Genomic DNA, 25238 nt, shown 5'->3' with positions numbered 1-25238 from the left:
TCAGCGATCGTCCCCACCCGGACCGATATCGTCCAGGTAATCCTCGTCAATCGCCGCCTGCACCGCACCCGTCACAGCTTCGCGCTGTTTGGGCGTCAGATCCTCGGGGTCCTTGCCCTCGGCCAGGCGCACAGTGACCTCACGGTGTGCGAACTTGATGCCTTCGCGGGCGAACAATTCGCGGATGTCCTGATAGACTTTCTTGCGCACCAACCATTGATCCCCCGGCTTGGTCATGAACTTGACCCGAATGATCATCGCAGAGTCCTGCATTTCGATCACGCCTTGCGACTTCAGCGGTTGGATAAAGTTGTCGCCGATCACCGGGTCGCTCAACAACTCTTGACCCAACTTTTTGATCAACTTACGCACCTTCTCGACATCGGTGTCATACGTCACCCGTAACGGCAGTTTCATGATCACCCAGTCGCGGGAATAGTTGGTCAGAACCTTGATCTCACCAAAGGGGATGGTGTTCAGCGCGCCCAGATGGTGACGCAGCTGAAACGACCGGACCGAGATCTTTTCGACCGTCCCCTTCACGTCGCCGATGTCGATATATTCACCCTTGCGGAATGCGTCATCCATCAGGAAGAACGCCCCCGAAAAGATATCGCGGACCAATGTCTGCGACCCAAAGCCCACGGCCAGGCCCACGACACCAGCACCCGCGAATAGCGGACTGACATTGATACCCAATTCCATCAGGGCAATCAGCGCTATGGTCACAACAACTACGGCCAGAATGGCCCCGCGGAACAAGGGCAACAATGTTGCAAGGCGGCTTTGCCCACCTTCTCCGCCTTCATCGCCCAGCTCAGCCTCACCACCGCCGTCGTCAATCTCCTGCGCGATCTTCGAGTCGATCCCAATGCGGAAGAAATGGAACAGGATGTAACCCATGAAGAGGATCACCATCACGTCCAGCGCCCGCTCGATCGGCAGGTCCTCGCTCCAGCTGGCATCCGGATTCCAGATGACCACCAGCGCATATAGACCGACGACAAAAGCCAGAATACCGGCAACCCGCCGCGCCAGATCTTCGTAGGTCAAGATCGAGTGCTTGCGCATCTCGGCCTGCGGCGTTTCGATCACTTCAACCTCGGCATCCGCCTCATCAGCATCGGCATTCATTGCGTCAAGCTGGTTGTTGCGATTGAAATACCGTTCCAGAAGATAGTTCATGGCCCCATAGGCAACCACGACCGACATAAAGATAGCATAGCTGCTGGCTACGATTGGGATCGAGTTTTGATTTTCCAGCACCAGGTCGACGGCCAGTTTGAACCAGCTGAACACCATGTAAAGGATCAGCACCGGCGCCCATGCGAACGAGATTAGGCGCAGAATCCACGACACCTGATCCGGTGATCGCCCGCCGCGGATAGCGTTCGAGATGGCGCGGGCGTTGAACAGGATCATCAGGACATTGCCGATCGCACCAAACATGGTCAGGCCGCCATAGACCAAGGCGTAGACGTTATAGTTCAGCCCAAAATCAGCGACCCAAGTGGCAAAAAGCACCACGGTAATGTCGTAGGTCGCCAGCGCCGAAGCCCAGATATACAGGCGTTTTGCGTCACGATCCGAGAAAGGCGGCAAGCGATATTGGCTCAGATACGGGGATAGAACCATGCGCCACAGATCAGACACCGTACGCGACAGGAAGAAGGCGGTAAAAATTGCTGTGACCGTGAACTGGATCGAGATGTCCTCAGCCTCGCCGAAAAACACGAAACCGACGATAAGCGCCATCACCATGGCAAAAATCGTGGCGCCTATCCCCATCAGGAACCGGAACACCAAAAACGGCATCTTCTCGCGATAGCCTTGCGGATCTTCCTTGGATCGCGCGACGACGATTCGCTTTGCGATACGCTTTCCGTAGATTTCAATCGACAACCATCGTCCGATCAAAAGGAAAAGAACGTTCCAGAACAGGACCTCGACGTAGGTCTGTATTCGGCCATCCGGGCTGGTCTGACGCAGGATGTATTGCACCTCGAAGATCGAATAAGGCAGCGCCTGAAGCCGTGAATTCATCGAGTCGCGAAACTTCGAAAACCGCTCCTGCGCTTTCATAAGCTGCGAACCATCGCCCATCGGATCCCCGGGTACAGCCTCGGGGGTGACACTGTTTTGCTGGCCGGAAGACACGATTTGCCCGGCGCTGTCGATGACGATCACACTGGCCCCGGCTTCGGTCGCGGAGCGGATCGCCGTAGCCAGATCGCTGTCGCTGGCTGTTTCCGAGCTGCTGCCGCCGGCTGAGGGATACCCCGGTATCAGAGAGGTCTGCGCAACTGCACCGGTGACCAGCGCCAGAGTAAGGGACCAGATTACAACCGTTAACCCAGCCAGCAATGTTCGTGTCATCGGATATTTTTCCAGTTCGCCATTCGTAACACAGGTTATCGAAGCCCGGTGGCGGGTTCAAATATTCAACCCCCGCAGCCTCAACATCGTATCAAGCCGTGTTCCCCGCACCATGCTGTGAACAGAAGTGTTTGCAACCCGGAAAAAACTGAATATGACCAACCTGACGCTGCCATCATGACGGATGGGCAGGAAATTTGATATAGAACAGGGCGCAGATGCGAAACCCACGGCTAAAATCGAAACAAGCCGGTAACGACTGGTAGGATCAGTGATTTTGCACGCGGCTAAAAAAAATATATACGATACGGGTGCAAGCGCGCGGAGTTGCACCAGAACACTGAATTGGGCAAAGGCATGAGCCTAGGAAGACAAAACGATACAACCGGCCGTGCGCCGCGCATCTTGTTCTACAGCCACGATACGTTCGGGTTGGGTCACTTGCGCCGATCCCGTGCACTGGCTGGTGCGATGACGCAGGCTGACCCATCGGCATCAGCGCTGATCCTGACCGGGTCACCCGTGGCCGGGCGGTTCACCTTTCCGCGTCGCGTCGACCACGTGCGTTTGCCAGGAGTGACCAAACGCGCCGATGGATCTTATGCATCCCAGACAATTGGAATGGGCATCGAGGAAGTGACTGAGCTGCGGGCGGGTCTTATCCAGACGGCGGTTCAGCAATTCGATCCTGACGTCCTTATCGTCGACAAGGAACCAACTGGTTTCCGCAGCGAGCTGTTACCCACCCTAGAAAATTTGCTGCGGTACCGCCGCACCAAAATGGTCCTGGGCCTGCGTGACGTTTTGGATGAACCCGAAGTGTTGGCCGCCGAGTGGGAGCGGAAAGAAGCCATTGCGGCGACCGAAAGGTTCTACGACGAAATCTGGGTGTACGGACTGCGCTCAATCTATGATCCGACCGAGGGCCTGCCGCTCAGCGCTGCCGCGCAGTCGCGTATCCATTGGACTGGTTATCTGCGCCGCGATCTCGGGCCGATAGGCGATCCGCCTGAACAGCCCTACATCCTGATTACGCCGGGAGGCGGCGGCGACGGCAAGGCTATGGTGAACCAAGTTTTGTGCGCCTACGAAAAAGACTCCAACCTGTCACCACGCGCTGTCCTTGTCTACGGCCCCTTCCTGTCGGGCGAGCTGCGGGACGATTTCGAGACCCGCGTTGCTGCGCTGAATGGTCGGGTCACGGCTGTTGGCTTTGAATCGCAGATCGAAACGCTGTTTGCCGGCGCTGCAGGTGTGGTCTGCATGGGCGGTTACAATACGTTCTGCGAGGTGCTCTCGTTCGACAAACGCGCCGTCATCGTTCCACGCACGACACCGCGGCTGGAACAGTGGATCCGCGCCTCACGCGCCGAAGGTCTGGGACTTGTCAGAATGCTGGACGAAAACCGTGACGGGTTAACGGCGGACGCGATGATTGAGGCTATTCGCAATCTGCCCGATCAGCCCTTGCCTTCTCAGGCAATCCGCGACGGCCTGCTGGATGGTCTGGACTATGTCACAAGCCGCGTGGACGCGCTGCTTGGTGGGGAACGGGAACGAGCCACCGGATGACTTCAGGAAAACCCAAGCTCGCGGTGCTGGTCAAAGGATGGCCGCGCCTTTCCGAGACGTTTATCGCACAGGAACTGGTCGCCTTGCAGGACGCAGGCCACAGCTTTGACATCTGGTCCCTGCGCCACCCGACCGACACCAAACGTCATCCACTGCATGATCGGTTCAAGGGACAAGTCCACTACCTGCCCGAGTACCTGTATGAAGAACCTGATCGCGTTTGGGCCGCGCGCCACATCGCGCAGACCCTGCCCGGCTATACCGAGGCTTATAAGGTCTGGCGCTCTGATCTGCGGCGCGACCCGACACAGAACCGCATCCGGCGTTTCGGGCAGGCCTGTGTTCTGGCCGCCGAGTTGCCCGGGGAAACGCAGGTGATGTATGCGCATTTCATGCACACGCCGTCGTCGGTCGCACGCTACGCCGCCATCATGCGCGGCCTGCCCTGGAGCTTTTCGGCACACGCCAAAGACATCTGGACGTCACCCGATTGGGAGAAAGCCGAAAAACTGCAGGCCAGCACGCATGGGGCCGCTTTTGGCGCAACCTGTACTGCCATTGGGGCGGAACACTTGCGCAGTTTGGCCGATGATCCGGCGCGGGTCGATCTGATCTATCATGGCTTGGACCTGAACCGTTTTCCCGACCCACCGACCCGCGCAGCTCGGGCACCGGATGGGCGGTTTCACATGCTCTCAGTCGGTCGTCTGGTCGAGAAAAAGGGCTTTGATCGCCTGATCGATGCGTTCGCCACGCTACCCAATTCGCTGGACTGGCACTGGACACATATTGGTGGCGGTGCGCTTGGTGATGCGCTGCGCGAACGGGCTGAGGCCCAAGGTATCGCGGACCGGATCACCTGGAAGGGCGCCTGTGACCAGCCCGAAGTGATCGAGGCGATGCGCGGCTCTGATCTGTTCGTGTTGCCCAGCCGGATCGCGGCTGACGGAGATCGCGACGGGTTGCCAAATGTTCTGATGGAGGCTGCGTCTCAACTGTTGCCGATCCTGTCGACACCGGTTTCCGCCATTCCGGAATTCATAAAAACCGGAACGCATGGCGTTTTGTCCGACGACAACCCGTCCGCACTTGCCAGCGCGATCACCGAAATGGCCGCCGCTCCTGAGCGTACTGCATCTATGGCCAACGCTGCCTATTCCCGCCTGATTGCCGAGTTCCGCATGGACCCCGGCATTGCCCTGTTGTCCAAACGGCTCAGCGCATTGGGCGCGGGCAAAGACTGATGGCCCGCGTCGCCTTTTTCTCACCGATGAAATCTCCGGACAGCCCGGTGCCATCGGGTGACAGGGAAATGGCGCGCAATCTGATCAGGGCGATCGGGGCGCAGGGCGACGAGGTCGATCTCGTATCGGACTTGCGCATTTACGACAAAACGGGCGATCCGGCGGTTCAACAACGTCTCTGTTCTGACGCCGATGCCGAAGCCCGGCGACTGATCGCGGACATGACCCACGACACGGATTTGTGGGTGACGTATCACAACTACTACAAGGCCCCCGATCTGCTGGGCCCTAAAGTGTGCGCCGCTCGGGGCATCCCCTATGTGCAATTGGAAAGTACCCGTGCGACCAGCAGGTTACGCGGCCCATGGTCCGGCTTTGCGCAAGCCGCACATGATGCCTGCGACGCGGCGAACGTCATTTTTTACCACACGGCCAACGATCTAATCACGCTGGAACGTGAAAAATTCGAGGATCAGCGTCTGGTCGAATTGCCGCCCTTTTTGCCAATCTCGAGCCTGCCGCCCGCTTCCTCATGTGACGGGCCGATGCTGACGGTGGGAATGATGCGGCATGGTGACAAACTGGCGTCGTACCAACTGCTGGCGCAGGCGCTGTCGCATTTGAACGGGGATTGGGCTTTGGATATTGCAGGGGATGGACCTGCGCGGGCTGAGATCGAAGACCTTATGACACCGTTTGGCTCCAAGGTCCGGTTTCTGGGGCAACTGGATCGTGACGCCCTGCAAAACTTATACGCAAATGCGTCCATCTTGGTGTGGCCCGGCGTGAATGAGGCATTTGGCATGATTTACCTTGAGGCTCAGGCCAGCGGAGTTCCGGTTGTTGCGCAGAACAGGCCCGGTGTCCGCGATGTTCTGGCGCCGGCCGACTACCCCGAGGTCGAAGCAGGACCCGAAGCGCTTGCCGCCAGGCTACAGACGCTGCTTGGAGACCCTGCCCTGCGCCGTTCGCTTGGTACGACAGCCCGGGAATACGTGTCCAACCGCCACCTGATGCCCGCAGCAACCGAACGGTTCTGGCAGGCTGCGCGGCCTTTGATCGGAGGCACCGCATGAGCCAACTTGCTCTTTTGCGCCACGGCCACACCCATTGGAACCGCGCTGGCCGTATTCAGGGCCGCAGTGACATCCCGCTGGACGATGACGCGCGCACCGAACTGGCCGGATATGAATTGCCAGAGTCATGGAACAAGGCAGCGCTCTGGTCCAGCCCCCTGCAGCGCGCCAGCGAAACCGCCGCATTGGTCGCGGGGCGAGAGCCCATGGTGTCCGAAGCCCTGACCGAGATGAACTGGGGCGACTGGGAAGGAAAGCGCGGCGTCGACCTGATTGCAGACGACGACAGCGGATATCGCCATATCGAGGATTGGGGTTGGGACTATTGCCCACCAAACGGCGAAAGCCCGGCGGACGTGCGGGCGCGATTGCAACCCTGGCTGGACGGATTGCAGGGCGACACCGTCGCCGTGTGTCACATCGGGATCATGCGCGTCATTCTGGCCTCGGCCTGGGGATGGAACTTTGACGGCACCGCCCCGTTCAAGATCAAGCGCAACCGACTTTATGTCATTGATCTGGATAGTTTTCAGCCGCAACCCGAACCAGTTCGACTGCTGCGACAAGGCCCCCGCGAATGAAAGTCATGATTGTTGTCACCCACCTGTTGGGCACCGGGCACCTGAGCCGCGCGTTGACGCTGGGCCGTGCCTTTGTCGCGGATGGGCATGATACCTTCGTGGTCTCTGGTGGGATGCCCGCTCCTCAGTTGGACACGGCCGGAATGACGCTGTTGGGCCTGCCCCCTTTGCGCTCGGATGGCACTGATTTCACCCGCCTTTTGACACAAGCCGGAACGGTAGCGGATGTCGGGTTTTTCGCGGCGCGCAAAACTGCTCTGGTTGAAGCAATTCGCAGCTTTGCACCGGATGTTTTGATCACCGAGCTTTATCCGTTTGGCCGCCGATCCCTGACAGGTGAATTTTCGGCCGCGCTAGAGGCGGCCCGTGATATGCACCCGCGCCCGATAATTCTGGGATCGATCCGGGACATTCTGGCGCCGCCCTCAAAACCCTCAAAGGCCGAGCGGGCAGAGCAGATTGTCGCAGAGCATTACGACGGCATCCTTGTCCATTCGGATCAGAACGTTGTGCCCTTGAACGTCAGTTGGCCTGTGTCTGAGCTGCTGGAGGGCCGCCTGTTTTACACGGGTTTCGTGGCTCCACTGGCCCCAATACCGCACAAGGATGCAATCGGCAAAGGCGAAGTGCTTGTCAGCGCAGGCGGCGGTTCGGTTGGGCAACCGATCTTTCGCGCGGCCATCGAGGCCGCCCGAAAGATGCCGAACAGGCGCTGGCGCCTGTTGGTCGGCGGGCAAGACGCAAAGGCGCGCATTGCAGAATTGCGGAAGCATGTGGAGGGCGCCCCTGTCACTCTGGAAGCGGTGCGGCCCGATTTTCGCCAGATGCTGCCCCACGCGGCGGCTTCGGTCAGCATGTGTGGCTACAATACAGCATTGGATATTCTGCAAGCAGGAACCCCTGCCGTGTTCATTCCATTTGATGATGGAAATGAGGTCGAGCAGAGCCTGCGCGCCCGCACCCTTGCGGAAATGCCAGCCATAGATGTCATCCCAAGCAAAGATTTGAACGGAGATCTGCTGGCCCATGCCGTGGGCCGTGTGATTTCATCGGAACCTCGTCCGGTCTCAGATCAGGGGTTCGACGGCGCTGCGCAATCCGTACGAATCGCCAAAGAACTTTTGGAGCGCCGCGGATGAGTGTCGACTGGCGCGTTTTGACGGATGAGCTGGAACTCTGGCGTCAACAAGAACTGGCGCTGCCTTTGTGGTGGCGCGACGATGATGCGGTTTCCACAACGCCGCAGCTTGATCGCTTGACCGCGATGTCAGACCACCTTGGGGTGCCTGTTCATCTGGCCATCATCCCCCGTGATGTCCAAGACACGCTGATCGAGTATGTAACTGCCCAGCCAAACCTGATCCCGGTCGTGCACGGTTGGGCCCATCAGAACCAAGCACCACCGGATGAAAAGAAATCCGAATTCCGCCTGCACCGGCCCATGGACGATATCACTGGGGATATCGGCTCGGGGATATCGCGGCTGCGCACCCTGTTTGCAGATCAATTGTGCCCGATGTTCGTGCCGCCATGGAACCGCATAGCGCCAGAGGTGGTGCAGGAATTGCCCGCAGCGGGGTATCGCATCTTATCGACCGCCACGCCACGGTCCAGCCCGCAGGCAGCGCCCGGATTGGCTCAGATCAACACGCATCTGGATCCAATAGACTGGCGCGGATCACGCGGACTGGCCGACCCGGACATGTTGATCACAAAGACCACTCAGCTGCTGCAAAATCGCCGCGAAGGTCGCGCAGACAACACCGAGCCCTTTGGCATCTTGACCCACCATCTGGTTCATGATGAGGACATCTGGGCCTTTACCCACGACCTGCTAAACCGGCTGCTGAACGGGCCGGGCTTTGTCTGGTCAGCCCCCCAAGCCGATTGAAAACGGAGATCTGAATGAGCCGACTGGATTCCATGCTGCGCCGCCTGACCGCACAACGTGACGGTTTGAATTGGGCGGTAGATCAGATCTCGGGTATGGCAGGCGACGTGCTGGATATGGGCCTTGGAAACGGGCGCACTTATGATCACCTGCGGGAAATTCTGCCGGATCGGAGGATCTGGGTCATGGACCGCGTGCTGCAGTGCCATCCGTCCAGCACACCGCCAGCGGAAGATTTTTTGCAGGGTGAGGCCGAGCCGATGCTGCAGAAGCTGGCAGAAGGTGGACCCAGGATCGCTTTCGGTCACTACGATTTCGGGCGGGGTGTCAAGGAAGAGGACGTTGCCGAAGCGGCGCGCCTTAGCCCACTGATTGCGCAGGTGATGTTGCCCGGTGGTCTGCTAATCTCGGGCCAACCTTTGGTTGGCTTTGAACAGATAAGCGGCCCGGACACCATCGCGCCGGACCGATACTTGTTCTACAGGGCCTGATCAGGCCACGCGTCGTCCGCGCGACCAAACACCATTCAATGCAGGGGTTCCTTCGCGCATCTGGAACCGGATGACGTCCGCCCGGGTGCCCGCCCGCAGCTCACCACGATCATCCAGCCCAACGACCTCTGCCGGTGTCTTTGTCACGGTTTTCAATCCGCGGGCAAAATCACCCCACATCTCGCCCAGTTTCACAGCAGACAGCAACAATGCGGATGGCACATAGTCCGAGGACAGTATGTCGAGATGACCCAGCTGCGCCAATTCATGCGCAGCGACATTGCCGGAATGCGACCCGCCTCGGATCACATTGGGTGCGCCCATCATCACCTTGATACCATGATCATGACAGGACTGCGCAGCCTCGACCGTAGTCGGGAACTCGGCAAGGGTGATCCCGTGACCGGCCGATACGCGCACCTGTTCGTCCGTCGTGTCATCATGGCTGGCCAGCATCGCACCAAACCGTTTGGCTGCTTTTACCGTCTCAACCTCGTGCAGATCACCATAGCGGTCGCGCATCGCCTTAAGGTCGGCCACATGTTGCAGAAATCCATCGCCCTCCAGCCCCAGCTTGCCTTTCAGATACGCTTCCAGTTTCGACAAATCGCGGAACTGCCGTTGTCCGGGCGTGTGGTCCATGAGTGAGACTAGGCCAACACGGTCTTCGGGCCCAAATTCGTTTAATTCTTCGGCCAGGGTTTCCGAGCAGACCTCGGCCCGCAAATGCAGAAAATGGCTGATCTTCAGCGCATCCTGTTCCCGCAATTGCCACAGTTCACGCGACAGACCGCGCGCGTATTTGACATAGCGTTGCCCGGACGGGATCGAGCCTATCCGCATCGCGTCGAACACGGTCGTGATCCCGGTACTGGCCAGTTCGGCATCATGGGCCAGAATAGCGGCTGCATGAGGCCAGTCGACCTTGGGCCGCGGCTGGATGTGGCGCTCAAGGTTGTCCGTGTGAAGTTCGACCAGACCAGGGCAGACATAATCCCCTTCGCAGTCAATTGCGCCAGCGGGAACAGTTGCGCCGGTCGCGACCTCAGCAATCGTATCCCCCACAATCCGAAGGCTGCCCACAACCGTCTCATCGGGAAGAACAAGCGTGGCATTGGCAAGTATCATTTCTTCTGTCATCTGAACTTCACAAGGTTTGAGCTATTGGAAAGGCCACGCATAGGAGGCCAATGTGACATTCACGCGATACGCGATCTATTTTGCGCCACCGGCTCAGGCCGAATGGACAATCTTTGCGACCCAATGGTTGGGCTGGGACATGGAAGCCGGAACTGAAGTTGCGCATCCTGTCATTGACGGCGTGGACGTCGCAGCCTCGACCGATGTTCCGCGCAAATACGGTCTTCACGCGACGTTGAAGCCGCCGTTTCGCCTGAACAAGGGGCAATCTCTGACCGACTTGCAAGATGCCTGCAAACGGTTGGCCGGAACGCAACCGCCCGTCACGCTGGACGGGTTCGAGATCGCCCGGCTGGGTCGTTTTCTGGCCCTGCGGCCGGTAGGTAATACCGACTCGCTGAACGCGCTTGCAGCGGCTTGCGTCCGCGAACTTGACAGCTTTCGCGCCCCCGCGTCCGCCGCGGAACTGGACCGCCGACGTGCCTCGGGTCTGACGCCGAAACAGGACGCCAACCTGCTGCGTTGGGGTTACCCTTACGTGTTGGACACGTTTCGCTTTCACATCACCCTCAGCGGAAAACTGGACAAACCAACGCTGAAAACCGTGCAGGTCGTATTGGAGAACCATCTGGTTCCCCTGCTGCCCGCCCCCTGTCAGATCAAGGATCTGGCGCTTATGGGCGAAGCCGAAGATGGGAGGTTTCATCTGATTCATCGCTACGCCCTTTCCGGTTGAAGCCCGGCAAGGATCGCATCAATCGTGACTTCCAGCGGCCCGGAGTTATCAATTTCGATCACGCGGTTCAGCCCGTCGGGCAAGGGCATACCAGCCCGTCCCAAACGACGCGCCTGATCAGAGGTGCTTTCCCGCCCGCGTACAAAGAGGCGCTGCGCCAGCACCTCAGGGTCCGCTGTCAGCGAAATCACGATCAGGTCGCCAAAAACCACCTGCGCGTTCAACAAAACCGAACGGGATAGATTGACCAACAGCGCATTCGCCGTTTGCCGTTGGTCTTCGATTTCAATCGGGATGCCGTAGTGCAGCCCATGCGCGTTCCAGTGCAACGCAAAGGCTCCGTCCAGCACCATCTGCTCGAAGATTTCAATCGAAACGCGATCAAAATCTTCGCCTTCTTCGCCTTCGGGGCGGGTTATCACCCGGCGAACCCGCAGGATACCTGGCGACGCCGCGACCAACGCCTCCATGACGCTGTCTTTGCCGACACCTGACGGACCAACAACGGCTATGACCGGCGCAAGGCTCACGCGACCATCCCCGGGGTGAATTCAGACAAGTTGATCTCGCGATCACAGACCCGGCTGCGCGCTTCGATATCGTGGAAAATGCCAACAATCGCCGCGCCGCGTGCTTTGGCCTCTTCGATCAAAGACAGCACCGTTTCGCGATTTTGCGCATCCAGTGAGGCAGTCGGTTCGTCCAACAGCATCGCAGGGTAATCATGCGCAAATCCACGTGCGATGTTCACCCGTTGCTGCTCACCACCCGAAAAAGTGGTCGGGCTCAGGCTCCACAGTCTTTCGGGAATGTTCAACCGCCCCAACAAACCCGCCGCCTTATCCAGCGCTGCCTGCCGGGCACATCCGACGGCCAACAGCGGTTCGGCCACCACCTCAACCGTCGGAACCCTGGGGACCACGCGCAAAAACTGACTGACATAGCCGAGCGTCTCGCGCCGCAAAGCCAGAATTTCGCGCGGTTCGGCCTTGGCGACGTCCAGACCACCGACAAGGACCCGGCCTGATGCGGCCAGATAATTTCCATAGACCACCCGCATCAGTGTTGATTTCCCTGCGCCTGAAGCCCCGGTCAGGGCGACGCATTCACCTGCGGCGACATTCAGAGATGCACCCTGCATCACCGGAATTACGGCACTACCCTGATTGTGCAGGGTAAAGCTCTTGCTGACATTGATAAGCTCAATCATAGCACTTCATCTTTTTCCAAATACTCAAACCTGCAGAACGCTGGACACGAGCAACTGCGTGTAGGCATGTTGCGGATCGTCCAGAACCTGATCGGTCAACCCGGCCTCAACCACTTGACCGCTTTTCATCACCATCAGTCGATCCGCCAGCAGGCGCACGACGGCGAGGTCATGGGTGACGATGATCGCGCTCAACCCCATCTCACGCACCAACCCGCGCAGCAGATCCAGCAGACGCGCCTGAACGGAAACATCCAGCCCGCCCGTTGGTTCATCCATGAACACGAGGCGCGGCCCTGTGACCAGATTGCGGGCAATCTGCAATCGCTGCTGCATCCCGCCAGAAAAGGCGGACGGACGGTCATCCACACGAGATTCCTCAATCTCAACCCGGCCCAGCCAGTCGATCGCACGGTCCCGGATGTCGCCATAGTGGCGATCCCCCACCGCCATCAGACGCTCACCAATATTGCCGCCAGCACTGACCGACATCCGCAGGCCATCGCGCGCATGCTGATGTACAAAGGCCCAGTCCGTACGGCTTAGCATCCGACGTTCCGGTTCGGACATGGTGACCGTATCCACTGGACCATCAGCGCGTGTGTCAAAAATCACCTGCCCCGCATCGGGTTCCAGATGACCGGCCATGCAATTCAACAGCGTCGACTTGCCCGATCCGCTTTCACCCACGATCCCCATTACTTCTCCAGGGAAGAGATCAAAACTCACATCCGAGCACCCGATCCGCGCGCCATAGCGCTTTTCGATGCCTTTGACCTGCAATAAGGGGGTCATGCCGCATTCTCCTCGGCCAATCGGCCCTTGTGGCCCGCTTCGCGGCGTGACCGGCAATAATCGGTGTCGGAACAGACGAACATCCGGTTGCCTGCATCATCCATGATCACTTCGTCGAGATAGCTATCCTCTGCCCCACAAAGATCGCATGGGTGATCGGCCTTGGTGGCCTCAAACGGGTAATCCTCGAAATCCAGACTGACGACCTTGGTATGCGGCGGAACCGCGTAAATCCGCTGTTCACGTCCCGCACCAAACAGCTGGATCGCGTCCATCTCAAGTTTTGGATTGTCGAATTTCGGGATCGGCGACGGATCCATCACGTAGCGGTCCGACACTTTCACCGGATAGGCATATGCGGTCGAAATCGCCCCGTGCTGGCTGATGTCCTCGTAAAGCTTCACATGCATCAGCCCATATTCTTCGAGGCTGTGCATCTTGCGGGTCTCGGTCTCACGCGGTTCCAGAAAGCGCAGAGGTTCCGGGATCGGCACCTGATAAACGATGATCTGGTCCTTGCGCAGCTTCGCCTCGGGGATGCGGTGGCGGGTCTGGATGACTGTGGCCTTTTCGGTTTCCTCGGTCGTTTCCACACCTGCCGTGTTCTCAAAAAACTTGCGGATCGACACGGCGTTGGTGGTGTCATCGGCACCCTGATCGATCACTTTAAACGTGTCCTCGGGCGTCAATGTAGCAGCTGAAACCTGCACGCCACCGGTGCCCCAGCCATATGGCATCGGCATTTCACGGCTGGCGAATGGCACCTGATAACCGGGCACAGCCAGACCTTTCAGAATGGCGCGCCGGATCATTCGCTTGGTTTGTTCGTCCAAATATGCGAAGTTATACTCATTCATTTTGATGTATCACTTTGTTTTTGGTGTTTTTGTGGACGTATTTCTGTTGGGCGCATTGTTATTGGCGCTATTGGTGTATCTTTTCTTTCACTCTCGTCATGCGAAGCGACGACGTCGTGCGCAAAAGAGGGATCCAAATGGCGAATGGAGTTCGGTTGGCGCGCGCACGGACTCGCCACCCGGTAGAAACCTGCGACGCCAATAAGGCAGGTTGGTAAAATCCCCAGCTTGGCTTGTCGCCGCGCATATGCGGGCGCTATCCAGTTCATTGATGCCCCCTTTCCTTTGGCTCGACCTTCATTCCGCAGCTTCTTTCGGCTGCATCCGTTCTTCGGCTTCGCGTCGTAGTTTGCGAACCAGTTCCAGCTCGGACTGGAAATCCACGTAGTGCGGCAGCTTGATATGCTCGAGGAAACCCGTCGCCTGAATGTTGTCCGCGTGGCTGAGCACGAATTCCTCGTCCTGCGCGGGTGCGCCCAGATTGTCTTCGCCCAACTCTTCCCAACGCAGGGCGCGATCCACCAAAGCCATCGCGATGGATTTCCGTTCAGACTGACCAAACACCAAACCATAGCCACGGGTGAATTGCGGGGGTTCCGTCTTGGAACCTTTGAACTGGTTCACCGTCTCGCATTCGGTCAATTCGATTTCGCCGATGTCGATGGCGAAACCCAGTTCCGGGATGTCCATTTCCACTGCGACCTTACCGATCCGCAACTCACCGACGAATGCGTGGTTACGGGCGTAACCGCGTTGCGTTGAATAGGCCATGCCCAGTACAAACCCCTCATCCCCGCGGGTCAGGGATTGCAGACGCAGGGGGCGGTTCGACGGAAACTCCATCGGTTCGCGGGTCAGATCACCCGGGGTGGTGTCACTGGCGGGTTCATCCTGAATGATGTCCTCGCCCTTCAGGAACTCAGTGATATGCGGCGTCGCCTCGGTGCGGGGTTGCGCCGTAGGCGCAGCCGGAACCTCACCTTCTGCGGCCAGTTTGAAGTCCAGCAAGCGGTGTGTGTAATCAAAGGTTGGCCCCAGCACCTGCCCGCCCGGCGCATCCTTGAACGTGGCCGAAATCCGGCGATCACACGCCATCTCATCAGTCTTGACGGGGTTCGAATAGCCAAATCGCGGCAATGTCGTCCGGTAGGCTCGGATCAGAAAGATCGCTTCGATCAAATCACCGCGCGACTGCTTGATGGCCAGGGCCGCCAAATCGGGGTCGTACAAGGACCCCTCGGCCATCACCCGATTGACCGCCAGACCCAGCTGTTCCCGGATTTGGGCGATGCTCAGTTCGTCAATGTCGGTTGCGCCGCGTCTTTCTTCCGCCAACCAGGCATGTGCGTTTTCGATGGCCGTCTCGCCACCCTTGACTGCAACATACATTGCCTAGGCCTCCACACTGATTTGGGTACTGCGAGGCAGGGCCGCCACCCGGTCGCCGCAGGTAAAAAAGAAGTCACATCCAAACGGGTACAAAGCCGCGTTGGCCTGCAATGCCGGGGCGTCCGGTAAGGATAGCCGCGCAGTGTCTTTGATCCCCGGACCACTTAGAATAGCACCTGCTTGTTGCAGCGCGTCACATTCAACAATCAAGGTGGCCGAGCGATCTGGGTATTCTGCGGTACCGATACGAAATGATCCCAGTGGGCTGAGCTCGGCCCAACTCCCTACGGCGAAATCTGCGACGGTAGCCTGTGAAATGGGCGCACCTGTGTGAAAGGTCAGCCACTCGCGTACTGCATTGGTGTTGAACGCACCCGCCAGGTGGACCTTTGTCTCGGGGTCACACAAAGTCAGCAGCAAGGTTCCTGCTGCGGTCGACAGGGGCTTTGGCGGTTGCGAACCCTTCAGGTCACGGATTTCTCCGGGTCGGGCCATTACGGTCATGGCGGCGCGGAATGCATGCGCGGCCTGGACCGGTGCATTCTGAAAACCCCCGGAAAATTGGGTCTGCGCCGTCATGTGTCCTCTCCCCTTACCATGGTGAAAAACTCAACCTTCGTCGCTGCGGCTTTGGAGGCGCGATCTGTTCTGGCGGACTGCATCTGACCCTTGAGCGGCGCGATCACTTGGTCATGAACCGCACCCGCAGCCGAGGTCTGCATCAAGGCATCAATCAACGCGGCCGCCTGGGCCTTGGGCTTGGACCGGCCCTGCACGTATCCATGCCCAACCGTTCCATCCTGCAGCACCAGAGAACACCGCGTGACGGTCATTTCGCCAAGGTTGAACCGAGCGCCAGTGCCACCAGTGCGCCCGCGCACCATGACGCCGCCCACTTCGGGGCTGCGCAGCCATTCAAAATTCGGGCGTAATTCGTACTTGTCCCAAAGGGGCATCAGCGCGCTTTCAGGCGCACGCGCCAGCAGGCCCATCCAGTCCTGTCGCGTTGCCTTAGAATTATATGATTGATCTGTCATCAAAGCCTCTTGGCCGGGTTGTCTACGTGATCTATACAACTAGACAAATACTACATCCCGCTGCTGTAGCTGGCAATCCGCAACCTTGTGAAGATTTGATGACATGAGAAAAACACCTGTCTGGAAAAGCATCGCCCTGAACCTGACATCTGACATTGCGGAAGGTCGGTACAACACCGGCGACCGGCTGCCGACCGAGGCACAACTGGCCGCAAAACACGGGGTCAACCGCCATACGGTACGGCGCGCGTTGTCGGATCTGGCGGAACAAGGTCTGGTGCATGCCCGTCGCGGCGCCGGTGTCTTTGTCGCGGCCCGTCCGACCGATTATGCCATCGGCAAGCGCGTCCGATACCACAAGAGCATCTCGGCCAGCGGTAAGATTCCCGGCAAAAAGATACTTACGCTCACAACGCGCGCCGCAGATGAAACAGAAGCAGAGGCCTTGGAGATCGCTTCAGGCGACCAGGTACACGTATATGACGGACTGTCTCTGGCGGATGGGCAGCCAATCGGGCTGTTCCAAAGTGTCTTTCCCGCGGACCGCTTGCCCGGCATTCTTGAGGCGCTATCCGAGACAGAATCGGTAACGAAGGCTTTGCAGCACTGCGGTGTTAAGGATTACACCCGCATCTCAACCCGCCTGAATGCGCGCGCGGCGACGGCAACACAGGCCCTGCACCTGCGACTGACAGAAGGTGCGCCTGTACTGTATTCCGTCGGCATAAACGCAGATCCTAATGGTCTGCCGATTGAATTCGGGCGAACCGTATTTGCCGGAGATCGGGTCACCCTGACCCTGAACGAGGACTAATCCGTAACGACCCTCCCGCCCGTCTCGATCTCCTGACTGAGGTCTCATCCCGTTGGTCATAGCCGATGCGGGTGCGGGCACAGGAGGTTTCGGTTCATGCCTATTTAAGTCGGCTCGTATTTTTCCAGGAATGCCTCGGCGCCCAATGTTCGGAAATCCGGCAGAGCCGCACGTAGACGGGCATTGTCCCAATCCCACCAGGCCAGGTCCATCATGCGCTCGGCCACGCCAACCGGATACCGGGTACGGATCGGTTTGGCGGTCACGCCGCCTACAATTGTATAGGGCGCTACATCCTTAGTGACGACAGACCCCGAGGCAACCACCGCGCCGTGCCCGATGGTCACTTCAGGTTTGATAATTGCCGCATGCCCAATCCAAGTATCATGGCCGATCTGGGCGACGCGACTGGCGCGATGTTTGAACCAATCCGCGTCATCCTCGGCATCATCCCAGTAATCTGCCGAACGATACAGGAAGTGATGCAATGAAGCCTTCTCCATCGGATGATCTGTCGCGCCGATCCGAGTGAAACTGGCGATATTGGCGAACTTCCCGATCTCGGCATTCGCAATGTCACAGGTCCGGTCGCAATACGAATAGTCGCCGAAAGCAGAATTCACAACGCGGCTTCCCGCACCAATTTCGACAAATTCGCCGAAGGAACTACCCGAGATTTGGCAATCAGGATGGATAAACGGTTGGTCGGAACGCAGTCGTGCCATTGTTTTGTAGTCCTTAGTCATGAGTCACGGCAAAAAGAACGACTTTGCCTTTGTGTCCCTGGCTTTGCGTATCTTGCCTGTCTCACCCTGGATAAGCCGGCGGCGCAGCCAGCCCGAGAACCAGTCCATCAGCATCACCATCAGAATGATCAGAACGATGTAATAGGCGACCTCTTCCCAATCCTTCTGGGTGATGATCGCTTGGGTCAGCAACAGACCGATGCCACCGCCGGTGATCGCACCGATCACAGTTGCGCTGCGGGTGTTTGATTCAAGGAAGTAGAGCAACTGACTTAGCAGCACCGGCGTCACCTGTGGGATCACACCATAGCGATAGCGTTGCGGTGCATTCGCCCCGGTGGATTGCACACCTTCGATCTGCTTTTCGTCGACGTTTTCTAGCGCTTCCGAGAAGATCTTGCCGAACGTGCCGGTATCGGTCACCAGAATTGCCAGCGCTCCCGTCAGCGGGCCGGGTCCAAAAGCGCGAGCCAGAACAACCGTCCAGATCAGCGCGTCTACGCCGCGTACAAAGTCGAACATACGCCGTGTCAGAAACCGGACGGATTTGAGCGGGTTGAAATTTCGCGTGGCGAGAAACGCCAAAGGCAATGCGATCATACCTGCGCCTAACGTGCCGAGAAATGCCATCAGGATGGTTTCAAAAATGGCCCAGACAACATCCTGATGCCGCCACATCTTGTTGGTCCAGAAGTCATTCAAGATCGCTCTGGCCTCGCCTTGCGCAGCCAGACCGGCCAATTCAGGGAACGACTTACCATAGTAAGGGCTATCAAGCGTGAACCAGAACAGCTCCCACCCATTGAAATAGCGGAAGACCTCGGACCGGTTGCGGGTCACGGTCAGGCGCCCCGCATCCGTTGTAATCGCCATGCGGTTTTTTGAAACGTTGATCCAATCCGGCGCCTCGCCCGCGGGCAGTTCAGCCTGAACACCAGCAGAGCGGGTCGGTGTCGCGCGGACGATGCCATAGCCGGGGATATCGTATTCCACTGTCTCGGGACCAAAGCGGACGATGTGGCCGTCTTCCAGATCAATGACCGTAGTCTCGCCTAAACTCACCCAGCCCGGAGCCTCACCGTCGGGGTAGCGGCCCTTGCGTTCACCTTCGATGGCGGTGGAAACCTCACCGGTGCGATTGTCACGCGAAACATGCGTTTTGTAGCTGTAGCTGTCTGCAATCAGCGTTTTGCCGTTCTCCCAGTTCGCACGCTCGGCCATTCCAGACACGTCGAAAGCAAAGAACACGTAAATCAGATAGACAAAAACAAGCGCGGGCAATCCAAAGTTGGTCAGCCGTTTGCGGTTGAACAAACGATCAGCCTCGGCCTTCAACTCATCGATGGTCAGGTCGGTGGCAAAAGTGCTCATGCCCGCGCTCCTTTCTCGGAACCGTGGGTCAGACGCGCACGCAACAGACCCGACATCTGATCGACAACAACAATCGTGACGAACAGCAGAAGGAAAATAGCAGCAGCTTCGTCATAACGCCCCTGCCCCCAGGACATCGCGTTGCGCAGCTCGTAACCCAAGCCGCCGGCGCCAACAAAACCAAGAATGGCCGAGGCGCGAATGTTGATCTCGAACCGCAGCAGCGCATAGCTGACATAGTTCGGTCCGACCTGCGGGATCACGCCCAGATACATCCGCTGAGACCAGTTTGCGCCGACCGAATGCAGCCCTTCGACCGGTTTCAGCGAGGCATTTTCGTTCACTTCCGAGAACAGCTTGCCAAGCGCACCCGCCGTATGAATGGCAATGGCAATCATTGCGGGCACCGGACCACCGCCCAACACAAAGATCAAAACCAAGGCGATAACGATTTCAGGCACAGCGCGAAAGATATCAGAGATGCGACGAAACAGCGGGATAAGCGAGGGCCACAATGCCATGCCACGCGTGGACATCAGCGCCAGAAACGTCCCGGCGATGGCCCCTATCAACGTCGAAGCCGCAGCGATATTGAGTGTCTCGACCAAAGCCGGGAAAAACTTCACAAGGTTCTCCGGCATCGCGCCGATCTTTTCCCATGCTTCCGACAGAACCTCGGTCGGGTAGTCGAGGATACGGTGCCAGCCGTCGACAAAGCTGCCGGCATTTCGGTCGTCGGCAGTGCGAAAACCCGCAGCCATCATGGCCACGAATACGATCAGAAGGATACCACCATAGACCCGCTTGCGTCGTGTCATCTCAGAATAGTCGGCCCGGATCTGGTCGACGCTGGGGGACCCTACGGTCAGGTCTGTCATGGAATGCTCCTGAGTGGAAAAACGGGGTCCGGTTGTGCGCCGGACCCCGATCATTGTGCTTACGGACTTAGTTGGACTTCAGCTTGCGCGCTTCGATAATGATTTCGTAGGCGTCGTGGGTGATCGGCATAAGGCCTTTGGATTCACCGCCCAGAACGTTGTACATGCAGTCCGGATCAATCGAATTCATCGAGGCCAGCATACCGGTCATCTTGATTTTGACATCCTCGGGCAGTTCGGTGCGCAGAACAAACGGGCCTTCAGGGATCGGAGCGGATTTCCAAATCTCGACCAGATCGTTCATGTCGACCAGGCCAGCATCCACGGCACGGCGCAGCGCGCCGGACTGATAGCCGTCTTCCCAGTCCCCAAGGCCGTCGGCCCATGTCACGCCACCGTCGACGTCACCGTTGTTTACGGCCACAATGGTCTGCTCATGACCACCGGTGAATTTGACTTCACCAAAATAGTCACCCGAGGTCATGGTTGCACCGGTGGCCTGCGGAATTTCGATTGACGGGATCAGGAAGCCTGAGGTCGAGTTGGGATCGCCGAAGCCAAAGGTCTTGTCCTTCATGTCTTCCAACGAGGCAATGCCACTGTCCTTGCGGGCAAATCCAATCGAATAGTAGCCATAGCTGCCATCGGTGTTGACCTTGACCAGAACAGGCTCGACCGCCTCAGGATCGCTCAGGTAGGTTTTGGCGTACCCTGATGCACCCAGCCAGGCCATGTCGATGGTGCCGCCGAGCAGCCCTTGAATGACGCCGTTATAGTCCGCCGGTGCAAACAGTTTGGTTTCAACGCCCAGCAATTCCTGGGTCTGCTCGCGCAGGCATTCCTGCTTGCTCAGACGGTCCTGTGCGTTTTCTCCACCAAGAATACCAATGCGGAATTCAGAAATCTCTTGCGCCATGGCTGGCGCGGCTATCGCAGTTGTGGCCACCAAGGCGGCAATCAGTTTTTTCATCTGTCTCTCTCCGGTTTGATATGCCGGCCTTTCATCGGCCGGTCGATGAAAGGGTTGGGTCTGGCTTAGATGGTCGCCTCGGCTTCCATCAGCGCAATTTGGGTCGCGTCGAGTGTTTCAATCTCAGTCGAAGTTGCCTCTTCCGAGAAGCTGGCGTCGGCACCGTAAATTTCGCGGGCCACGCCAGTTGTCAGTTGCTCGGGTAACCCGTCGAAAACGATACGTCCATCGCGCATACCGACGACGCGGTCACAATAACGGCGGGCGGTATCCAGCGTGTGCAGGTTGGCGATGACGGTACGGCCGTCTTCTTCATGGATGCGCCGCAGCGCCTGCATCACGACCTGAGCATTCATCGGGTCCAGCGAGGCGATGGGTTCGTCGGCCAGAATGATCTTAGGGTCCTGCATCAGCGCGCGCGCTATGGCAACGCGCTGTTGCTGACCGCCCGACAGCGCTTCGGCGCGTTTGGGCGCGTGCGCGGCGATGCCGAGGCGATCCAGAATATCAATCGCCCGGTGGATGTCTTCCATCGGGAACAGGTTAAACATGGTCGCCAGCGTCGAGTGGCGGTTTAACGTGCCATGAAGCACGTTCGACACCACATCCATGCGCGGCACCAGATTGAACTGCTGAAAGATCATCGCGCAATCAGCCTGCCATGCGCGTTTATCACGGCCTTTCAGCTTGGTGATATCACGACCTTGAAACAGGATCTCGCCGTCGCTTGCATCCGTCAGACGATTGATCATCCGCAACAACGTCGACTTGCCCGCGCCGGACCGCCCGATGATGCCAATCATGCATGGCTTGTCTACATCCAGCGTCGCTGCATCAACGGCCACGTTGTCGCCAAAGCGCTTGGTCAGTTTTTCTATCCGCAGCACGTGCCACCCCCAATTCGTGTTGGCGACCAGCTACAGGCGGGATTCAACGGCTTTGTGTCGGCACAGTGAAAGTTTTGTAAACACCCCTGCGCACCGAGGGCCTACCCATTGGCGCATATCGCCGCTATACGCTGTGCCAACACGCTATCCATATGAGGCCATTCATGAGCTTTGACCGCAGCATCAAGATCGCCCCGTCGATCCTGTCCGCAGATTTCGCCAATTTCGGTGCCGAGATTCAGGCCATCGAAGCCCAGGGGGCGGATTGGGTCCATATCGACGTAATGGACGGCCATTTTGTGCCCAACCTGACCTTTGGCCCGCCCGCCGTCAAAGCGTTCCGCCCCCATGTCAAAACGGTCATGGACGTGCATCTGATGATCACGCCGGTTGATCCCTACATTCAGGCCTACGCGGATGCAGGCGCCGATATCCTGACTGCACATGTCGAGGCTGGGGCCCATACCCACCGTACTTTGCAGGCGATTCGCGCCGCTGGCATGAAGGCGGGCGTTGCGTTGAACCCCGGCACCCCGACCGACGCGGTTGAACACTTGCTGGACCTGACCGATCTGGTTTGCGTCATGACAGTGAACCCCGGTTTTGGCGGCCAGAAATTCATCGACATGACCAACAAGATTCGCAAACTGCGGTCGATGATCGGAGACCGTCCAATCCATATCGAGATTGACGGTGGCGTCGACCCCAAGACGGCCCCGTTGGTGGCCGCAGCCGGTGCGGATGTACTGGTCGCAGGTTCAGCCGTATTCAAGGGCGGTTCGGTCGATAACCCGGACGTCTACGGCGCAAACATCAAAGCGGTGCGTAGCGCGGCGGAATCGGCGACGTCGTAAATATCACTGCATTCGAAGTGACGCGCTAGTTCGAAACTTGCGCGTCACTTGCCGCATCCGGTTGACGGTTTTTGTACCGAGCACGCATCTTGATCGCTTGCATGAACCGCCCCTCGGCCACCAAAGCGGCCAGAAAGTCGCCAAGATAGTCCTGGTGCAGGCCTGCGGCGGTGGCAGAATCGAACATGCTTTCTGCTGCATCGAACCTGTCCTCGGCCAGCAGCACCAGCGCATTCGTATACCGCTCAAACTCTCCATCGGGATAGAGACCAAGCGCCTGATCAATGGCATCACGGGCTTCATCCGTGTACCCCAGCCCTAACGCGATATCCGCATGCAGGCGGTGGTCAAAGCGGTCGGCACCCTCAAGCGCAACACTGCGTCGAATGTGGAAAAGAGCGGCTTCATACTCGAGGTCGTCCGCCAACAGACTGGCCCGCCAATAAAGCAGATAGCTGCCCGGCCCCACCCGGCTTTCCGCCAGCTCCAATACCTCATGCGCCTGTGATCTTTGGCCTAAGTCTGACAGCGCCCGCGCCTTTCGCACGTAGCCGTCCGTGTCATCAGGTTCGGCCTCAATCACCGCTTCGGCATCTTTCAATGCCTGTTTGGGCCGATCCAGCATCAGCAGGATAAGGGACCGGCGCGACAATGCGGTCACGAAATCAGGCTTCAGTTCCAACGCCCTGCTTACGTGGTCAAACGCGGCTTCCCAATCGTTCTGCTCGGACAACAGAAAGCCGACACCGTATTCCGCATATGGATCATATGGATCGAGTTCGCTGGCGGCTCTGAACAGGCTAAGCGCTTCGTCCTGCCGGTTATGATCCTCCAATATCCAGGCAAGCTCCCGCATCGCCCAAGTGTATTCAGGGTTCAGGGCCAAAGCGGTTTGCATCATCTCTTCGAATTCGGCAAAATCGATCTCTCCGGCCCGGCGCGCGCTGGCGGCCAGACCGGCCATGTTGCTGGCATTCGGTTTGCGAGACACGGCCTGCCGAAACAACCCGGTCGCGGCTTCATACTCGTCACGATGATAATGAACCCACGCCCGCCCCTGCAGCCCAAGCTCGGCGTCGGGATTCAAGGCCAGAATTTCGGCAAATGCGTCATCGGCCTGATCCATATCATCGAGATCATAATAGGCCCATGCCAGCTTATCCAACATCTCAATACGCTGCCGATCAGACGCGCCGACATCACCCAGCCCGTGCTGGCAGATTTCGATGATACGCTCTGGGGTGTCGCTCTGATCCAAACAGGCGGAAACATAGGTTTCCTGAGAGTTCGTAAGGAGAGGCTTGGCTTGTCCTACGCCAGCCACCGCAATCGCTGCCGTTAGGGAAATTCCCGATAATTTAGTTAACAATTTGATCATGCTGCCGAAAACCTGAATGTCTGCCGCAAGAATACTGACAATTGTGAAAAGAAAAAGACCGCCCCAATTGAAGCGGCCAAATAATTCGCCTGTGTGCCGGAAGAAACCCCGCTGCAAATCTTTCAGAGATTTTACGGATGGGCTGTGGGGTTGGCGGTGGCTGTTTTGTTGTAGGTATCAACAGCTCCTACAATCCACGCCGAGGCCACTCAGCGCCGGGATGGAAAAGCCCGTTCGCGTTTGAACGGAAGGTGGCAAAAACAAGCAATCGAGCCGGTACGACTGCGTGATAGATCCACGCGCTTTCAGATCACGTTTGTTTCCTGTGTATTAAATTTCTCTGAAACGCACTCAAACGGTTTCCGTTTGCCATACTGGTGGATTGTGACCATGAACGAACGTATCCGACACCAAAAAACGAGAATACCCCCATGATTGAACGCATAGATACCGGCGAACGGTCCTCAAAAATTGTAAAACACAACGGCGTGGCCTATCTGACCGGGCAAGTCGCCGAGGGCGAGACAATTCAGGAACAGGTCCGGATTTGCCTCGAAAAAATTGACGCCCTTCTCAAACAGGCTGGCTCATCACGCGAAAAGATGTTGCGCGTGACGATCTGGCTAGCGGACATGAAGGATTTTGCCGGATTGAACGAGGTCTGGAATGCCTGGGTTCCAAAGGGCCATGCCCCCGCGCGGGCTTGCGGCGAAGCCAAATTGGCACGCGCCGAGCTGAAGGTGGAATTCATCGTCGACGCGGCCTACGATTAATTCCTTTCTGCGCAACGCGTGCTGACCACAGCAGGAATGCAAACAAGAAAGGGCGTCCCGAGGGACGCCCTTTTCGTTTGATATCTCGAGAGCGATTACTCGACGATTTTCGACACGACGCCGGCGCCGACGGTGCGGCCGCCTTCGCGGATGGCGAAACGCAGGCCGTTTT

The 25238-nt window shown here is 58.1% G+C and carries 28 protein-coding genes; 11 read left to right on the top strand and 17 right to left on the bottom strand.

Annotation, left to right across the window (positions count from 1 at the left end):
* Complete coding sequence (locus tag AC2FD9_RS19450; protein WP_496761298.1) at nucleotides 1–2376, bottom strand: mechanosensitive ion channel domain-containing protein; 2376 nt, start codon at nucleotides 2374–2376, stop codon at nucleotides 1–3.
* A gap of 357 nt (nucleotides 2377–2733) precedes the next feature.
* On the opposite strand from AC2FD9_RS19450, the gene AC2FD9_RS19445 reads away from it, so the two are divergent.
* Genes AC2FD9_RS19445 through AC2FD9_RS19415 form a run of 7 tightly spaced genes read left to right on the top strand, consistent with a single transcriptional unit; the run spans nucleotide 2734 to nucleotide 9231 of the window.
* The gene (locus AC2FD9_RS19445) at nucleotides 2734–3948 is read left to right on the top strand and encodes a glycosyltransferase family protein (protein WP_496838471.1); all 1215 of its coding nucleotides are present in this window, start codon (nucleotides 2734–2736) and stop codon (nucleotides 3946–3948) included.
* On the top strand, nucleotides 3945–5192 hold the full coding sequence (locus tag AC2FD9_RS19440; protein ID WP_282152655.1) for a glycosyltransferase family 4 protein: 1248 nt from the start codon (nucleotides 3945–3947) through the stop codon (nucleotides 5190–5192). Before AC2FD9_RS19445 ends, AC2FD9_RS19440 begins: the two co-directional genes overlap by 4 nt.
* Nucleotides 5192–6268, top strand: a complete 1077-nt coding sequence (locus AC2FD9_RS19435) for a glycosyltransferase family 4 protein (protein ID WP_282152656.1) — start codon at nucleotides 5192–5194, stop codon at nucleotides 6266–6268. The genes AC2FD9_RS19440 and AC2FD9_RS19435 overlap by 1 nt, the downstream gene beginning before the upstream one ends.
* A complete protein-coding gene (locus AC2FD9_RS19430; protein WP_282152657.1) occupies nucleotides 6265–6849 on the top strand; it encodes a histidine phosphatase family protein in 585 nt (194 codons plus the stop codon). The genes AC2FD9_RS19435 and AC2FD9_RS19430 overlap by 4 nt, the downstream gene beginning before the upstream one ends.
* Entirely contained in the window at nucleotides 6846–7988 is a 1143-nt protein-coding gene (locus tag AC2FD9_RS19425) for a glycosyltransferase family protein (RefSeq protein ID WP_496838467.1), read from the top strand. Before AC2FD9_RS19430 ends, AC2FD9_RS19425 begins: the two co-directional genes overlap by 4 nt.
* A complete protein-coding gene (locus AC2FD9_RS19420) occupies nucleotides 7985–8740 on the top strand; it encodes a polysaccharide deacetylase family protein (protein WP_496838465.1) in 756 nt (251 codons plus the stop codon). The genes AC2FD9_RS19425 and AC2FD9_RS19420 overlap by 4 nt, the downstream gene beginning before the upstream one ends.
* 14 nt (nucleotides 8741–8754) lie before the next feature.
* The gene (locus AC2FD9_RS19415; protein ID WP_282152660.1) at nucleotides 8755–9231 is read left to right on the top strand and encodes a class I SAM-dependent methyltransferase; all 477 of its coding nucleotides are present in this window, start codon (nucleotides 8755–8757) and stop codon (nucleotides 9229–9231) included.
* Here the strand turns inward: AC2FD9_RS19415 and AC2FD9_RS19410 are convergent, their stop codons facing one another.
* On the bottom strand, nucleotides 9232–10371 hold the full coding sequence (locus AC2FD9_RS19410) for an alpha-D-ribose 1-methylphosphonate 5-triphosphate diphosphatase (RefSeq protein ID WP_496838464.1): 1140 nt from the start codon (nucleotides 10369–10371) through the stop codon (nucleotides 9232–9234).
* Nucleotides 10372–10423: 52 nt separating this feature from the next.
* Between AC2FD9_RS19410 and AC2FD9_RS19405 the strand changes: the two genes are divergently transcribed.
* A complete protein-coding gene (locus tag AC2FD9_RS19405) occupies nucleotides 10424–11107 on the top strand; it encodes a DUF1045 domain-containing protein (protein ID WP_496838463.1) in 684 nt (227 codons plus the stop codon).
* Here the strand turns inward: AC2FD9_RS19405 and AC2FD9_RS19400 are convergent.
* From AC2FD9_RS19400 to phnG, 8 genes are read right to left on the bottom strand one after another with little or no spacing between them, the layout of a single operon-like run.
* The gene (locus tag AC2FD9_RS19400; RefSeq protein WP_472724321.1) at nucleotides 11089–11637 is read right to left on the bottom strand and encodes a ribose 1,5-bisphosphate phosphokinase PhnN; all 549 of its coding nucleotides are present in this window, start codon (nucleotides 11635–11637) and stop codon (nucleotides 11089–11091) included. The genes AC2FD9_RS19405 and AC2FD9_RS19400 overlap by 19 nt on opposite strands.
* A complete protein-coding gene (gene phnL / locus AC2FD9_RS19395; protein ID WP_496838461.1) occupies nucleotides 11634–12317 on the bottom strand; it encodes a phosphonate C-P lyase system protein PhnL in 684 nt (227 codons plus the stop codon). Before phnL ends, AC2FD9_RS19400 begins: the two co-directional genes overlap by 4 nt.
* 24 nt (nucleotides 12318–12341) lie before the next feature.
* Entirely contained in the window at nucleotides 12342–13112 is a 771-nt protein-coding gene (gene phnK / locus AC2FD9_RS19390; protein ID WP_496706870.1) for a phosphonate C-P lyase system protein PhnK, read from the bottom strand.
* Nucleotides 13109–13969, bottom strand: a complete 861-nt coding sequence (locus tag AC2FD9_RS19385; protein WP_058279424.1) for an alpha-D-ribose 1-methylphosphonate 5-phosphate C-P-lyase PhnJ — start codon at nucleotides 13967–13969, stop codon at nucleotides 13109–13111. Before AC2FD9_RS19385 ends, phnK begins: the two co-directional genes overlap by 4 nt.
* A complete protein-coding gene (locus AC2FD9_RS19380) occupies nucleotides 13966–14238 on the bottom strand; it encodes a hypothetical protein (RefSeq protein ID WP_496699741.1) in 273 nt (90 codons plus the stop codon). Before AC2FD9_RS19380 ends, AC2FD9_RS19385 begins: the two co-directional genes overlap by 4 nt.
* A gap of 28 nt (nucleotides 14239–14266) precedes the next feature.
* Nucleotides 14267–15358, bottom strand: coding sequence for a carbon-phosphorus lyase complex subunit (locus AC2FD9_RS19375; RefSeq protein ID WP_496838458.1), 1092 nt, complete (start codon nucleotides 15356–15358; stop codon nucleotides 14267–14269).
* Nucleotides 15359–15361: 3 nt separating this feature from the next.
* Nucleotides 15362–15937 (bottom strand): phosphonate C-P lyase system protein PhnH, encoded by a 576-nt coding sequence (phnH, locus tag AC2FD9_RS19370; protein ID WP_496838456.1) that lies wholly within the window; start codon nucleotides 15935–15937, stop codon nucleotides 15362–15364.
* Nucleotides 15934–16395, bottom strand: coding sequence for a phosphonate C-P lyase system protein PhnG (gene phnG, locus AC2FD9_RS19365; RefSeq protein WP_496838455.1), 462 nt, complete (start codon nucleotides 16393–16395; stop codon nucleotides 15934–15936). The genes phnH and phnG overlap by 4 nt, the downstream gene beginning before the upstream one ends.
* Before the next feature lie 103 nt (nucleotides 16396–16498).
* Between phnG and phnF the strand changes: the two genes are divergently transcribed.
* Nucleotides 16499–17209, top strand: coding sequence for a phosphonate metabolism transcriptional regulator PhnF (gene phnF / locus AC2FD9_RS19360; protein ID WP_496838454.1), 711 nt, complete (start codon nucleotides 16499–16501; stop codon nucleotides 17207–17209).
* 104 nt (nucleotides 17210–17313) lie between these two features.
* On the opposite strand, the gene AC2FD9_RS19355 is transcribed toward phnF, so the two are convergent.
* From AC2FD9_RS19355 to phnC, 5 genes are all read right to left on the bottom strand, one after another.
* Nucleotides 17314–17934: an LbetaH domain-containing protein gene (locus AC2FD9_RS19355; protein WP_496838453.1), complete on the bottom strand. Its 621-nt coding sequence runs from the start codon at nucleotides 17932–17934 to the stop codon at nucleotides 17314–17316.
* A gap of 24 nt (nucleotides 17935–17958) precedes the next feature.
* Nucleotides 17959–19326: a phosphonate ABC transporter, permease protein PhnE gene (gene phnE / locus AC2FD9_RS19350; RefSeq protein WP_496838451.1), complete on the bottom strand. Its 1368-nt coding sequence runs from the start codon at nucleotides 19324–19326 to the stop codon at nucleotides 17959–17961.
* On the bottom strand, nucleotides 19323–20204 hold the full coding sequence (phnE, locus tag AC2FD9_RS19345; RefSeq protein WP_496838450.1) for a phosphonate ABC transporter, permease protein PhnE: 882 nt from the start codon (nucleotides 20202–20204) through the stop codon (nucleotides 19323–19325). The genes phnE (AC2FD9_RS19350) and phnE (AC2FD9_RS19345) overlap by 4 nt, the downstream gene beginning before the upstream one ends.
* 67 nt (nucleotides 20205–20271) lie before the next feature.
* Complete coding sequence (gene phnD / locus AC2FD9_RS19340) at nucleotides 20272–21174, bottom strand: phosphonate ABC transporter substrate-binding protein (RefSeq protein WP_496838449.1); 903 nt, start codon at nucleotides 21172–21174, stop codon at nucleotides 20272–20274.
* Between the two features lie 65 nt (nucleotides 21175–21239).
* Nucleotides 21240–22061 carry a phosphonate ABC transporter ATP-binding protein gene (gene phnC / locus AC2FD9_RS19335; protein ID WP_496838447.1) on the bottom strand — a complete coding sequence of 274 codons (822 nt, stop codon included), beginning with the start codon at nucleotides 22059–22061 and terminating at the stop codon, nucleotides 21240–21242.
* A 164-nt stretch (nucleotides 22062–22225) separates the two neighbouring features.
* On the opposite strand from phnC, the gene rpe reads away from it, so the two are divergent.
* Nucleotides 22226–22915, top strand: a complete 690-nt coding sequence (rpe, locus tag AC2FD9_RS19330) for a ribulose-phosphate 3-epimerase (protein ID WP_496838445.1) — start codon at nucleotides 22226–22228, stop codon at nucleotides 22913–22915.
* Between the two features lie 25 nt (nucleotides 22916–22940).
* On the opposite strand, the gene AC2FD9_RS19325 is transcribed toward rpe, so the two are convergent.
* Nucleotides 22941–24293: a tetratricopeptide repeat protein gene (locus AC2FD9_RS19325; RefSeq protein ID WP_496838444.1), complete on the bottom strand. Its 1353-nt coding sequence runs from the start codon at nucleotides 24291–24293 to the stop codon at nucleotides 22941–22943.
* Between the two features lie 431 nt (nucleotides 24294–24724).
* Here AC2FD9_RS19325 and AC2FD9_RS19320 point away from each other — a divergent pair, with 431 nt between their 5' ends.
* The gene (locus AC2FD9_RS19320) at nucleotides 24725–25066 is read left to right on the top strand and encodes a RidA family protein (RefSeq protein WP_058273105.1); all 342 of its coding nucleotides are present in this window, start codon (nucleotides 24725–24727) and stop codon (nucleotides 25064–25066) included.
* 95 nt (nucleotides 25067–25161) lie between these two features.
* On the opposite strand, the gene AC2FD9_RS19315 is transcribed toward AC2FD9_RS19320, so the two are convergent.
* Nucleotides 25162–25238 (bottom strand): EF-Tu C-terminal domain-related protein (locus AC2FD9_RS19315; protein WP_211198660.1); only part of this gene is annotated, 77 nt, incomplete at its 5' end.

The organism is Ruegeria sp. YTSC230, from assembly GCF_059609665.1.
The sequence above is the reverse complement of the archived record's forward strand: the minus strand, read 5'-3'. Positions and strand labels throughout refer to the sequence as shown.